Annotated in this window: 6 protein-coding genes; 2 read left to right on the forward strand and 4 right to left on the reverse strand. The window is 47.0% G+C overall.

The window, feature by feature from the left end; genetic code table 11:
- Nucleotides 1-9: 9 nt before the first annotated feature.
- Nucleotides 10-1,323, reverse strand: a complete 1,314-nt coding sequence (locus M23134_RS18025) for a cytochrome ubiquinol oxidase subunit I (RefSeq protein ID WP_004156024.1) — start codon at nt 1,321-1,323, stop codon at nt 10-12.
- A 459-nt stretch (nt 1,324-1,782) separates the two neighbouring features.
- On the opposite strand from M23134_RS18025, the gene M23134_RS38415 reads away from it, so the two are divergent.
- Nucleotides 1,783-2,904: a DJ-1/PfpI family protein gene (locus M23134_RS38415; protein ID WP_004156025.1), complete on the forward strand. Its 1,122-nt coding sequence runs from the start codon at nt 1,783-1,785 to the stop codon at nt 2,902-2,904.
- Between the two features lie 73 nt (nt 2,905-2,977).
- Here M23134_RS38415 and M23134_RS18035 read toward each other — a convergent pair whose 3' ends face one another.
- From M23134_RS18035 to M23134_RS18045, 3 genes are all read right to left on the reverse strand, one after another.
- Nucleotides 2,978-3,667 (reverse strand): DNA alkylation repair protein, encoded by a 690-nt coding sequence (locus tag M23134_RS18035; protein WP_004156026.1) that lies wholly within the window; start codon nt 3,665-3,667, stop codon nt 2,978-2,980.
- Nucleotides 3,668-4,026: 359 nt separating this feature from the next.
- Entirely contained in the window at nt 4,027-4,983 is a 957-nt protein-coding gene (locus M23134_RS18040) for an MBL fold metallo-hydrolase (protein ID WP_004156027.1), read from the reverse strand.
- A 517-nt stretch (nt 4,984-5,500) separates the two neighbouring features.
- Nucleotides 5,501-8,275, reverse strand: coding sequence for an ATP-binding protein (locus tag M23134_RS18045; RefSeq protein WP_004156028.1), 2,775 nt, complete (start codon nt 8,273-8,275; stop codon nt 5,501-5,503).
- A 456-nt stretch (nt 8,276-8,731) separates the two neighbouring features.
- On the opposite strand from M23134_RS18045, the gene M23134_RS18050 reads away from it, so the two are divergent.
- On the forward strand, nt 8,732-13,570 hold the full coding sequence (locus M23134_RS18050; RefSeq protein WP_004156029.1) for a hypothetical protein: 4,839 nt from the start codon (nt 8,732-8,734) through the stop codon (nt 13,568-13,570).
- Nucleotides 13,571-13,572: the final 2 nt, after the last annotated feature.

A 13,572-nucleotide genomic window follows, 5' to 3' on the forward strand; every position in this document is an offset into this window, starting at 1 on the left:
GTACTATTCCTAAGGCCCATGTTTGATCTTTTTGGTAAGCAAATAGATAAACAAAAAGAAGAGTAAAGCATACACCATAAGAAATAAAATGAGTGAAAAAAGGATTTGATTGTCAGACACTGCCTGAGAAAATGCGTCGGAGGTACGCAATAAACCATAGACTACCCAAGGTTGGCGCCCCATTTCGGCAGCAAACCAACCCACCTGATTGGCTACCTGGGGCAAAAACACGGCAAATACAAATGCCCAAAGCATCCATTTTTTATTGTATAATTGACCCCGCCACAACAAAAAACTCCCCCATACTGTAAGCCCGATCAAAGTCATACCAATGGCTACCATCAAATGGTAAAACTGGAAAATAGCATTGACTTGTGAAGGACGGTCTTTTTCGGGAAAGGCATTGAGCCCCACCACAGGAGCTTTGGTGTCATAATGAAGCAGCCAAGACAGGCCTCCCGGAATTTTGAGCCCGGTTACTTCTTGTTTTTCTTTGTTTACCCAACCCAACAAATACATGTCGGCGGGTGCCTTGGCGTCAAAGTGCCCCTCCAGGGCGGCAAGTTTGGCAGGTTGGTTTTTTGCTACCCCCTCGGCAGAGTGGTGCCCGGTAAAAAGTTGTCCCAAAGAAAACACCATGGCAACGATCAAAGCTATTTTGAAAGCCCGTTTCGAGATGGCTACATGCTTGCCCTTTACCAGGTAGTAGGCGTGTACGCTGAGTACTAAAAACGACCCCGCCAAAAAAGCTCCCAACCATACGTGCAACAAACGGTCTACACTTGAAGGGTTGAACACCATTGCCCAAAAGTCGGTGATTTCGGCACGGGCGTGCATGCCTTTGCCTACGATGTGGTAACCCGCCGGAGTTTGTTGCCAGCTGTTAGCCACTACTATCCAAATGGCCGAGAACATAGAACCCAAAAACACGCCTATAGTAGATACTAAATGTACCCAGGGCTTGACTCGGTTCCAGCCAAAAAGCAAAACACCCAAAAAACCGCTTTCGAGGGCAAAAGCAAAAATGCCCTCTGCCGCCAAAGCGCTGCCAAATACATCGCCTACATATCGGGAGTATACCGCCCAGTTGGTGCCAAACTCAAACTCCATGACAATTCCGGTAACTACCCCAATACCAAAAGTAAGGGCAAATATTTTGGTCCAAAATTTAGCAAGTTGATGATATTCTTCATTTTTGGTTTTGAGGTAAAGCGACTCAAACACCACAAGGAGCAAGCCTAGCCCAATGCTTAGAGGTGGGTAGATATAATGGAACGATACCGTAAAAGCAAATTGGATTCTTGCCAGTATTTCTGTATCCATAAAACAATTATTTTTTTGGATGGTGCATCATAATAATTGCTAATGAAGCTAGTGGTTTTCGGGTAAAAAACATGCACAAAGCCCACAAAAAACTTCCACTTATTTGATCAATATTGAGCGTATGTCATTAATGGGTGAAGAGGTTGTATTCTTAAAAGTTTTGTAGCCAAACAAAAGTCTCATTTGACTGCTTTTTAGTCCCAAATTCGGTTTTTGGGTATTTCAGGTGCTTTTTAAGACGATTATGCCAAAGGGTTTACCGTGATTTGGGTCATTGTTTTATTAAGGAACGTGATCGCAATAACTGTCCGGTTTAGAACATATCCTCTTTACTGACTTTCGTTACTTTTTTCGCCGTAGCTATGGCTACGCCTGCAAAAAGTGCCTCAGCCAGCCTTGAGTTTATGTCCTCAATCTCGACACTTATTTTGAACATGTTCCTAAAGCCCCTCATTACCCATGAAAAACTTCTGGATACTTTTAATTACTGGCATTTGTTTATGCCTCGCCACCGCCTGCATTGAGGCACAACCAGCCAATGTACAGGCTGAAAAATACAAGTGCCCTCCTTGTGGCATGGACTGCGACAGGCTACACTTTGACAAGCCAGGCAGTTGCCCTCATTGCCAAATGCCTTTGCAAAAAGCCAGCACCATCAAGCCCCGCACCAAAGTAGGTATTTTGTTGTTCGACGGAGTACAAATTATAGATTATACCGGCCCTTATGAAATATTTGGGCAAGCCGGATATGACGTGTATACAGTATCGAAAACCGGACAGATGGTAAGCACTGCTTTTAAAATGAAGGTACAACCCAACTATAGCTTTGCCAATGTACCCCAACCCGATATTTTGGTAGTGCCGGGTGGTCAGGTAAACGCTGCGCGCAAAGACAAAGCAACCCTTGCCTGGCTCAACAGTGTTTACCCTCAAACCCAAAACCTGATGAGCGTATGCACAGGCGCTTTTATATTGGCTGAGGCTCACTTGCTCGATGGTAAAACAGCTACCACATTTCATCGTTCGCTTGCCAAGCTCCGCAAGCAGTTTCCTAAGGTAAAAGTAGTGACAGACAAACGCTTTGTAGACAACGGCAAGATCATTACTTCGGCGGGGTTGTCGGCAGGAATGGACGCGGCGCTTGCGGTGGTGGCTAAAAAACAAGGTGTAGGCAATGCCCAAAGAATTGCGTTGCATATAGAGTACATCTGGCAACCCGAAAAAAAGTTTGCCCGTGGCGAGTTTGCCGATGTCAAGTACCTCAGGGGAACCCATAGACTGATCAGGCAGCTACGCAAGTTAAGCAGTCACATTACTTTTAAACAAACTCAGGGGGATGTATCACAGTGGGATGCCCGCTGGCAACTCACCACTCGCCAGGTAGACAAGGTGTGGGAAACAATTGCTGCCCACTATGATACACACCACACTTTGTCTATAGATAAGCAAACGGCAAAGTGGCGCTTTAAGGGCAACGATCAGTCTGACTGGAGCGGGCAAGCAAAGCTTGAGCCAGTGGCGGGCAAGGCAAATGACTACCAGTTGATTGTAAAAGTATGGCAAGTGAGCAAGGGTAAGTAAAGTACCTCAGGTGGCTAAAATGCCTAAAAAGCGCTTTTGGGGCAGGTTTTCGCGAAGCAATGCCTGCCCTCGCTTAATCCTTCATCAATCGCAATGCCTCGCGGCGACTTAACGAATGCAAGCCCTTGGTATCTTGTACAAATTGGGTTACCCAATCAGGTGCTATACGACTATAGTCGCGCAAAATCCAGCCAATGGCCTTGTTGATAAAGAACTCTTGCGACCCCAGGAGTTTACCAATGACATATTCTAAAAAATCAGTATCAAGGTCTTTTTTATACTTAAGCTGAAACAATACGCAAGCACGTTGCAACCAAATATTACCGGAAGCCAGCCATTGGTCTATGCATACCTGGCGCTGGTTGGGGTACATTTTCATATACCCTCCCACCAACCGGGGCGCAATAAAGTCTATGGTGTCCCACCACGACTGGCGCACAATGAGCCATTCCAGTAGTTCGATGTCTGTTGCCTCAAAAGTTTTGATGTACTTTTTAAGCAATTCCTGAGCGATATGATGAAACTCCCGTTGGGGCTTTTGCCATAATGCCTTTACTATTTCTATAGCCTCGGCTTTGGAGGGCAGGTGGGCTTTCGCCAAAAATGGTTTTTGTACCGCTCGCCTTTGGGGCGCCTTAAGCCCAAAAAACTCAAAATTATCTTTCATGTATGCCTTTTGTTGGGCGGCTATCTCCATATTGGCGTGGCGCTGCAACTCGGCTTCGAGGGTAGTAATAAATTCGTCTGTTTTTTTAGTCATCATGTATAGTTTTTTTGGCTATTGGGAATGGTGTAACTTATCTTTCCCACATCAAAAAGTTGTCTAAAAGAATACAATGCAATGCGAGTCATCAACGGTTCAAAACTCCGAGCTTGTCTTCAGAGAGTGCAAGCACCTGAGCTGTATGTTGTTTTGTCTAGGGTATAGCGGAGGCTATGCCGACATCCCGCTTGCGGGGCACCTAGAGCTTAGTCCCTAAAACCTTTTCGGGGTTTTTATCTGGAATTCATAAATGAACCGAATCTATTTCTAAATCCCGATTTATATTTATCAGGGCAGCAGCTTGCTGTGATAAGCTCAACAAAGTTACACAGGGTGGTACACCTAGCACCTTATCGGGGCTATGCCCATTTCGCTTCTGCGTAAAAATCTGCCACTAGCTGCTCAATCTCTTTTGCCCCATACTTGCGCGAAAAGTGTACAGGTATGGCCGATTTCACCCTACAGGCACGCATGATCCTACCCGATGCTTGTGCATAACTATGATGGTTGAGGGTTGCCAGGTCTTTTTCTTCGGTTTTGTAAAAACATTCGATAAAAACCTGGTGACAAGCCGTAAACAGGTTTTTGATTTTCTGATGGTTGGCTTCGTTTGCTGCGTGATCCATGATTACTCCCAGTGAATCGCCCGCTTTTACCTCAAGCAAATGATACAATGCTTCGGCACGATAACTTTTGCCCGCTACAACTACAGCCTGGTCGTTTTGCTCCGCCTCAAAAGCTTGCTTGAGCACTCGCACCCAGGCGCCCCCTTTCAAGCCTGCTCGCTCCAGGTTGATTTTTACGCTGTCAGCCTCTTTAAAAAGGTAAGCTACCGTGGGCAACTTGTGGTCTAGCAAGGTAAAATTGACCTTAAAACGCGCATTCTCATACACTGGATTGCGGCTGCTTTGCAGGGTGTGTACCTGCTTCAGTGTCCATACCGGGGGCTCTAGTTCATATACTTGTATTTCGCTTTCGTTGGTGATCTCCCTTATTTCATACACAATGGCTCCTGGCTTGATCAGGTTCCAACTATAGCCCCGTATTTTGGCTTGCACCTGCAGGTGAATATCTTTAGGCCCCACAATGACCACCCGTTTTTCTATGCCTATTTGATGACGCAGTATCTGATCAAAATTGATAAAATGATCGATGTGGGTATGGCTAATAAATATAGCTTCAGTGTTTTGGCATTCTTTTACAGTAAGCCCGCCGGCATCGCCACAATCTACTATATAGTTGGGCGAATGATTGTCAAGTTTGAATAAGATAGAAATATCTTCGTGAGGCAGGCTTTTTATTTCGGGTAAAAACATAAAGCAAAAAAAGGTTTTGGTTTAGTGATCTTTCATAAATAATTTGAGCCATTAAAGTGTATCTATTGCCCTCCTTCTTCTCAAAAAAAAAGCTTCATAGCTTCGGCTATGCACCGTTTTTTTTGAATTGTCTGAGAACAATATATTTTCTTAAATTGGCACATCTTATTTTTTCCAGATCACTTAGCGCTTGTTTAAATTTTGTCTGCGAAGTTAAAACAGATGACTTTTACGTGCGCGAAAAAGGTGCTTTTTCTCGCCTGCTCTTCACACCCAATCGAGCCCTCTAACTTTGTAAACTTCAGAGAAATTTCTCATTTCTTATAAGAAACCCCTGTCACTGGCTAATTTGCAAATATGCGAAAGTGTTGCCTGGAAAATGCGCACCACCGCAAGAACCAAAAGCAGGCAGTAGAACAGAGGGTGGGTGTGTTTTTTGTCCAAAAAAGCTTTGCTTACCCCCCCCAAAAAAAATGTGCGTCCGCCACCGCAAGAGCCAAAAGCTAAAGGCTAAAACCTACTGCAGCCCATACTTTTCAATCGCCTTCAGAATATGTTCAGAGTAGGCAATGAGCGGGGGTTGGTCTTTGCCAATAAACTCAGTAGCTTGCTTGAGAATATCTTCCATTGCCCCTACCGAAATGTTGGGGTAGAACTTGGCAAGATTGCTCGACAAGTCGCGGCGGGAGTAAGCATACCCCTCCGGAACCGCATTTGCCCAATAACGCGGGGCAGTCTTCCAGCCAGGCACCACATCGCGGCGTTTTGCCTCTTTTGCTTTCTCTTTTTGGCGTTGTTCTTTCAAGTCCTGGCGCAGAAAATGATCCCGGTCCAGCTTTTCGCCCTTTGCCTTGCCTAGCTCAGCCGCCACCACATCCATGGCCCCCTGTAGGTGGCTTGCCCTGATCTCTATATCGCCGTTTGCCTTGGTTTCATGCGACTCATCCGCTTTCGCTAATTCGGCGGCCTTTTCTACAATTTGTATAATGTACCACTTGCTCAAGGTATAAATCTGCGCCATGTTTTTCACCATATCTTTGCGGGCAAAGGCAAAACCCTGGGGCAAAGGCGTTGCCCAAAATTTTTCGGCCTCGGAGGGTGATAATATTTTCTTGAGCTTTCTCTCTTCCTCTTCTTTTGCCGCAGCTTTTTTTGCCTTTTCTTCGGCAGCTTTGCGCAATTTTTCCTGTGCTGCCTGCTCTTCTTTAGTTAACTTCTTTTTGGGTAACTTCTTTTGGGTTGACTTCTTTTGGGGCGCCTCTTCTTTCTCGGCGGCTTCCTTCTCCTCCTTCTTTTTGCCCATATCTTTGAGCTTGCTCAGGTCTACCAACTGCACCGTGCGGCTGCTTTTTTGCTCCGCTTCTTTGTTGCTTTTTGCTTTCTCTTCTTCCAGCAATTGATAAATCTTTGCCTGAATCTCGTTCCAGTTCAGGTTTTTTACCGCGCACAAATCGCGCAATACTACCTCTATGCCTTCCTTAAAGGGAATGTCGTGGTAGGGGCCTCCTTCCCAGCGGCGCTTGACCTTCTTTACCAACGCCTTGATGTCTTCTTCGGTAAGCACCACCGCCTGGCTCAAAATACGGGGCATATACAAAGGGTTGTACTGCCACTTGGGGGGCAGGGCGCGTTCCCACAGCAACTGTTGCAAGTACTCCTCCTCGTCTACCTGTGCCTCGTTCATCAGGTCGCGGGGGCGCACATACACTTCATCAAACTTGATCAACTCGCTCTTGATGGCGGGCTCCATGTGCAAGTCGTAATCGAGCACCTTTACCTTGGTGCCATACACCGCCAGCGCCACCTGTTTCATTATATTGTTGATTTGCGCCCCGGTCAGCCTAAACTTTTCGCCCAGAATGCGGGCAAAATTATCGGTGGGGTACTCCAGGTTGGCGGGGCGGTAGTTTTTCCACAATTGGGTACGCTCGTCGGCTTCGGGGGGTGGCACCAATATGGTAGCCCCAATCCGGCGTTGAATCGCCGAGTCGAGGTTTTGCTGAAAGTTAGACGCCAGGATAATGAGCCCCGGAAAACTCTCAATTTTTTGTAACAAGTTGCTCACGTCAAAGTTGGCGTAACGGTCTTTGCTGTCGTTTACCTCAGAGCGTTTGCCAATGAGGGCATCGGCTTCATCGATAAACAAAATACTGGGTTCGCCCTTGAGGTGGTCAATGGCGCGGGTGAGCTCTTCAAACACCTTGTTGATGTTTTTAGAAGTTTCGCCAATGTATTTAGACACCACCTGCGCCAGCTCCAGCTGATAGGTAACCAAGCCCACCTCTTTGCCAATCACGGTGGCAATGAGGGTTTTACCCGTGCCCGGAGGGCCTTGCAACAAGCTAATGTAGCCGCTCTTGAAATGACCGCTCGCTTCGGCATCGTTGAAAAAGTCTTTGCCATTGCGGGCGTAATTGAGCAAAGGAGTCAAGGCGTTTTTGGTTTCGTCGTTGAGCACCAAATCGTCAAAAGTAAGCGGGGTGTCGAGCTTGGTAATGGGCAAGTCTTTGTTTTCTTCGGGCAAGGGCATATTGCCGCCCAAAAAGTATTGCCAGATGTTGGGGTTGAGCGAGATGAGGAGGTTTTTCCATTCGTCGGCAAGGTCAGGTCTCCCGGTCATTTTTGCCTGGGCGCTTCCCAGTTCTATGCCCCATTTGCCCAAGTGGTGGTTTTGCTTACGGAAACGTAACTGGTACGCTGCCTGATTTTTGAGGTCTACTCCGGCAAGCAAATAAAACAAGGTTTGCATAGTAGGCATAAAGCGCCGCTCGCTGTCTTTGGTTTGCCCCCCTACAAACACCGCAACGATGGGTTGCTGGAGCAATTCGATAAAAGCAAAAAACAAAGCGTCGTTGAGGCTCAGCGCCATCACCATTGCCATCAGCAGGCGCTCGGGTGCTTTTTCGGTCAGCTGGTGTTTTTGTAGCCAGGCTTTGTAGTGACTTTTGGCGGGGAGCTCAGGCAATTTTACTGCCACCCCCTTGAAGTCTGGCTGAGCAAAAAAACTTTTGAAATCGACTTTGCTATCTTTGTTTACATACCGCAGCCACAATACCTGCAAAAACCAGTTGAGTTCTTTGTAAACTGCCTCAAGGCTGGCTTCCTTTACTCCTTCAGTATCCATCACCATGTGCCCAAAATACGTTTGAATTTGCCCAAGTCGTTTTTCTTCTGCCTTGGAGGGGCTTCCCTGCTGAATGATTTCTCTGAATATTTTTTGCTGAAGCGCTTCTTCGCTTAAGTTTTCATTGTCATTTTCAAAGTCGTCTGAAGGAAAATCAAGTTCTGCCATACCAATGTTTGTTTTAATGTTCAATGTTTTAGCTTTTAGCCTCTCCGTACGGCGGAGTGGAGCAAAGCTCTCATTCGCTTTAGCTTGTCGCAGGTGGCGTGCGCGTTTGTTTTTTTTAATGTTTGATATTTTAGCTTTTAGCCGTTAGACATTCTCCGCCTCGGGCAGTGTCTTCACGCCCGATCGAAACTTCGTGTTTCGCAAGCTTCAGAGAGGTTTCTCATTTTTTATAAGAAAACCCTATTTTTATTTGCGAGCTTTTTCGCATATTTGCAAATATGGTTGTTTTCAGTGACGAATTTTATCACAAGCCTTTACTGTTACCACACACCACGCAAATTTGCAAATATTTAGTCAAACTTTGTGCATGTTTTGTATAAAAGCCCTCAAAATAGTATTTTGCCTCCTACTTTTAGATACACGGAAAATCAGGCGATAAAACGAACAACACACACAATGGACGACGAAGAGCTTTTACAACTACTTTTACAACAACAACAAGGTACTGACACAGTAGACAACAAAGAAGGAGCCCATCAACAGCGTTGGAAAAATTTGTTGCAGGAACAACAAATTCCAACCCTTTCGAGAGATAGTTTTACCTGGACAATTGATGCCGATGGTGATCAACAAGAGAAAGAACTCCAGCTTAAATTTGACCGGAGCGACGGCTTGGTATTGCTCACGGCTACCTACCGACCCCAAAGAACCGACAAAACACCTGAATCTAAACCCATTGGTTTTTTTCAGGTAAAAAAGCCCGAACTGTTTTATGTATGGCATGAGATCTCGTCTAATGGAATGGAGCCTTATCAATTGTTTTTTTCTTTGGATTCGTTCGAACGGGCGTTTTTAGATGGTTATGCCAAATTGCCTTTGCATATAAGGGCTGCGTTGATCAAAGAAATTAATGAAAACAGGCATGAAAACTTGTTTGAAGAAGTGGTAGACCATTTTGAAAGCGACGATCAATACATTGTGGGACACGATAACCATTGGTCTAAGGAGTTAATTACGCCGCTCAACCTGGCAAAAGCGTCTGAACAGGATGTGTTGGAAATAAAACCCGTAAAAACCGGAGATACCATTACTTATGTGTTTAGCAAAGACGAGAAAGTAATTGGGAGCTTTAGTGTGCTAAACGAAGAAAGCCAGGAGCCTTTGCTTACCAAGGGCAACTATTCTAAAAAAGACAAAGACGGCAAGATTGACCCGGTAGCAGAAAAAGAAGCGGAGGCAGCCGACCTTAAATTTGGTACTTTTACTATCCCCGTCAAAGCGGGAGATGGCAACCATTCGGGAGACCACGATTACCAACTGTTGTTTGTGCCCGGCGAGCACCCCCAAACCGCCAAGGTATATGTGTCGGCAGATGGTCGCTTGTCGTGGCCGGGGGCTTTTACTATTCCTATGCCTTACAGCAATCAGCGAGACATTGCCTATACCCCAGTGGTGGCTTCTGACCATTTAGACATCTATTTTCACCCGCCGGGGCTCTTGCCAGTTATATCTAACACAAAGCCTGATTTAAGCCTTCGGATCCAAAAGATGAGCTCCGACCTGGAGCAGTTTCAGGAATACGTATACATAGAAAAACACCGGGTAGAAGCGTTGCATATTTATACCAAAGCCGGGCACCGTACTTATCCCTTGTATTACCGCAATGGGATGTTGCAAACCCGCAAGGCAAACCCCACCGATGATGCTTTTCAGAAGGCAGCCGTTAAACACGCCCGTAAAAACCTGACCACCCCTACTAACGAACAGTCGCTCAAGCAAACCAAAGAAGCGCTTGCGATGCAGGAAGAGGCCATGGTGCAGCAAATATGGTTGAACCAAATGCCTTCGTTTAAGTTGGCAGAGTATACCTACGTAGACCTTGACAAAGACCCTAAAGAATATTATCAGCAATACCTGAGCACTATGGTATTGTTGCGCACGGTAGCCCCTTTGCTGAGCACCATCAAAGAAACCAAAGCCTTGCCTACCGATCCGTTTGATGTTTTTCAGTTGAAAATGGCGGCAGAACAGGTAAACACCCTGAGTACCTGGATAGACCAGGCACACACTGCCTTGATATCGCCCGAAATAAGAGACAAAGTGCCCAATATGCGCAATGTTAAGCTGGGTAAACCGCTGCACGAAGTGCTCGACTCAGAGGATGTAACCGCCCTTGCCGGACTCAATATAGACGCCATTGCTGAGGGTTATCGTTCGTCTATGTTGTATATAGGCAAGCAGTGGATGAAAAGAGCCCTGAAGCCAGATGAAAACCGGAAGGTAAAAGACGCCCAAAAAAAGGGCATTGACGAAATAGGGAACCGTCGCAAAAACTTTCACGACTTTGCCAAAGAAAAAGGGCTTGCCGAAAACCAGGAAATCATCAAGGTACCTGCTTTTTTTTACCTCAAAACCGATTGGTATGCCAAAGAGCGGGAAAAAATGTCGAAACCCGCCCAACAATACCTCGACACTCACCAAACCCCCGCCCTGGAAGTGCCTATTCACGTATACAAACAAGTCAATAAGAATGACAATACCTGTACCTGGCACGTAGTGAGTACCTTTAGCCGTACTATGGACACCCACTACTACAAGTCGCTGGAGCTCAAAACTGCCGAAGACCAGAAGACTTACGCCGATTTTCCGCCCATTGCCTTGTTTGAGTTGCTCAACAACGACGACCACCTGCCCCCTGGCTGGCTCATATATAACCTGCCTGATGGCAGCCAGGCTACTCCTATAGAAATTACCACCCATGTAGACGCTGAAGACATTGCCATGTGGGTGGGGTTGATTTTGCTGGCGGCAGGGGTCATCTTCTTTACTGGTGGCTGGGGGTCGGCATTGGTAGTAGGAGGGCTAGAGTTTTCGGCGGCTTCAGCGGCATTTACCCTGGCAACCCTTGCCGGGGGAACTGGTGCCGCCCTGATGCTGCACCGCAAAGGCGAAAACGGCACGCTCACCCAGGAAGAAAAGGTGTTTGCCTGGCTTGATATTGCCTCCGCGCTGTTGGCGGGTCCTTTGTTTTTGGCGGGGGCTGCCGTAAAAGGGGCACGTGCTACCCAAATGTTGCACAATGCCGCCAACTACAACAACATTACCCAGTCGTTTCAGCGCATGGGGGGGGTGTATTGTGCCACCATCAAGCTGGGCGACCTTGCCATAGACAGCACCGTGATGATTATGCTGGCGCCCAAAGCCCTGGAGCAAATCAGCGACATTATGGCGGGGCCAGGCTCTACCGGAGAAAAAACCGTGGCATTGGCGAAAGTATTGCCTTTGCTGGCGCTGCAATATGGCTTGTTTTTGGGTACGTTCAAGGGGCGCGCCAAAGAAATAGGCAACGATGCCAGCCCTGCTTTCAAAAAGATCAAAGAAATGTTGCCCAAGGCATTGGGTGGGGGCAACAAAAACATTGACTCGAAGGCGGTGATAGACCCTACCCTGAAGGTAGACCAAACCAGCGCCCCCGAAATACAAGCCCTGAAAAAAGCAGGCTGGGACACCGAAGCCCTGAACGCGGTGTATAGCCGGGCGGGCGAAAAACGGTTTTTGAAACGAATGGATGCTTTTAACCAGGTAGACGCCCAAGAGCTCAAGGTACTAAAAAAGCTCTACCCCGAAGAAGACCTCCTCTATGCCTTGTATACCCACGGCAGCCTCAAAAAGGCACGCCAGGCACTGGATGCCCACTTTGGCTATGCCAATAGTGAAAGCCTGCTACAGAAGCTGAGGGCGGGCGAAGGGGTAGGCTATAGCCAGGATGTGGCGCCCAAAAAGAAAATATTTGACCAAAAGGTAAAAGATGAAGCCACCGCCAAAAAAACCTATGACGACCAAACCGAGGTAACCGACAAGGCGTTGATCTCGGAAGGTGAAATGGCGAAGGCGTTTGAACAAGCCGAGGCGGTACTGAGCCAGGCACAAACCCGTAAAACCACCTTTGAAAACCTGAAAAAAGGCGAAGAAGAAAAAATTAGCCGCCTTGCCACCGAGGGCGATGCCTTGCGCAAGGGCAACGCTGACCTACAGGGCAAAAATACCGAAACCCTGCAGCAAGACCTCAAGAAATGGCAGGACGAACTGGGCGAAAAACAACGGGAGGTGGCGAAACAAAAGAAGGAGTTGGAAATTGAAAAAGACGTTTTTAAAAATTACAAAAAAGAATTTAATGATAAATACCAAGACTTTGAAAAAACCGTAGAAGCCAAAAAGCTCAAAAAAATCAGCAAGGAACAAGGTAAGTTTGCCAAAAAAATGCGGGACAAAAAAGGACGGTTTAAAAACAGCTTGCGCCTCAAGAAAAAATACGCCAAAACCGTGAAGCGCCTGGAGCGGGAAGCCCAAAACGCCCTGGACAGGTTTAGGTACGACAAACGCACCAAAAAGAAGTTTGACAACTATGTTGCATATCAAGAGAAGGTATTTGCGAAAAAAGCAGGTGAAATAAAACAATTGGAAGATGTCATTATTCCTGGTTTGAAAAAAAACCTTGCTGGTGGAAAAAGTCTAGTCGCCACCAACCAACGCCTGGCAAAACACCAAGAGTCGTTGGCAACCTACAAAGGCGAATTGCAAGGAAGCAAAACCGACGTAAAAAACGCTGAACTTGCCCTGCAACAAGCCAAAAAAGACTGGCAGCTCGCCCAGGACAATCTCAAGACCGCCCAAGTGCTCAAGGGCCGCCACGAAAAAGCCTGGAAACAAGCCCAACTAGACCGGGTAAACGCCGAAACCCTGTACAAAATGCGGATAAGGCAATACCGCCAGCTCAAAACCGCCGCCAACCAAGCCAGTAAGAAGGTGGCACGCCGCCGTTGGTTGATGGAGGGCATCAAACAACGCTACCATTGGCAATACCAATTGGCGGTGTTGTTGCGCCAAGGCTTGGCAAAGCCACCCTTGCGCTACGGACAACCCGGCTACCTCGACCAATGGAAGGGGATATGGAGCATAGCCAAAACCCTGGTGGGCATGGTGCCGGGGCAAGTGGGCGACTACCCCCTAGAGGTACAGGCAACGATCAAGGCGTATAAAAAAGAACTGGACGCTACCTTGCTATTGGCAAGGCAGGGCCTGGCGGCTTATTTTAGGGAGTATACGGTAGAGCTTACCCAAAAAGCCGCCACCCCCGCTGAAGCGTTTGCTATAGTAGCCCAACACCTGCAAAGTCTGGAAAAAGTGACCGATGATTTTCCTAAAGACGCCCTGCAAACGTTGGTAAGTCAACTCATTGCCCTGCAAAAAGACATTGTGGAGGCAGAAAAAGCCTTGTTAACTCCAAAGAAATAGCC

This window comes from Microscilla marina ATCC 23134 (assembly GCF_000169175.1).
Classification (GTDB): Bacteria; Bacteroidota; Bacteroidia; order Cytophagales; family Microscillaceae; genus Microscilla; species Microscilla marina.

What these genes read in the sequence shown, in the direction of transcription:
- M23134_RS18050 (WP_004156029.1), top strand. Translation starts at nt 8,732, where the DNA reads ATGGACGACGAAGAGCTTTTACAACTACTTTTACAACAACAACAAGGT.
- M23134_RS18025 (WP_004156024.1), bottom strand. Translation starts at nt 1,323, where the DNA reads ATGGATACAGAAATACTGGCAAGAATCCAATTTGCTTTTACGGTATCG.
- M23134_RS38415 (WP_004156025.1), top strand. Translation starts at nt 1,783, where the DNA reads ATGAAAAACTTCTGGATACTTTTAATTACTGGCATTTGTTTATGCCTC.
- M23134_RS18035 (WP_004156026.1), bottom strand. Translation starts at nt 3,667, where the DNA reads ATGATGACTAAAAAAACAGACGAATTTATTACTACCCTCGAAGCCGAG.
- M23134_RS18045 (WP_004156028.1), bottom strand. Translation starts at nt 8,275, where the DNA reads ATGGCAGAACTTGATTTTCCTTCAGACGACTTTGAAAATGACAATGAA.
- M23134_RS18040 (WP_004156027.1), bottom strand. Translation starts at nt 4,983, where the DNA reads ATGTTTTTACCCGAAATAAAAAGCCTGCCTCACGAAGATATTTCTATC.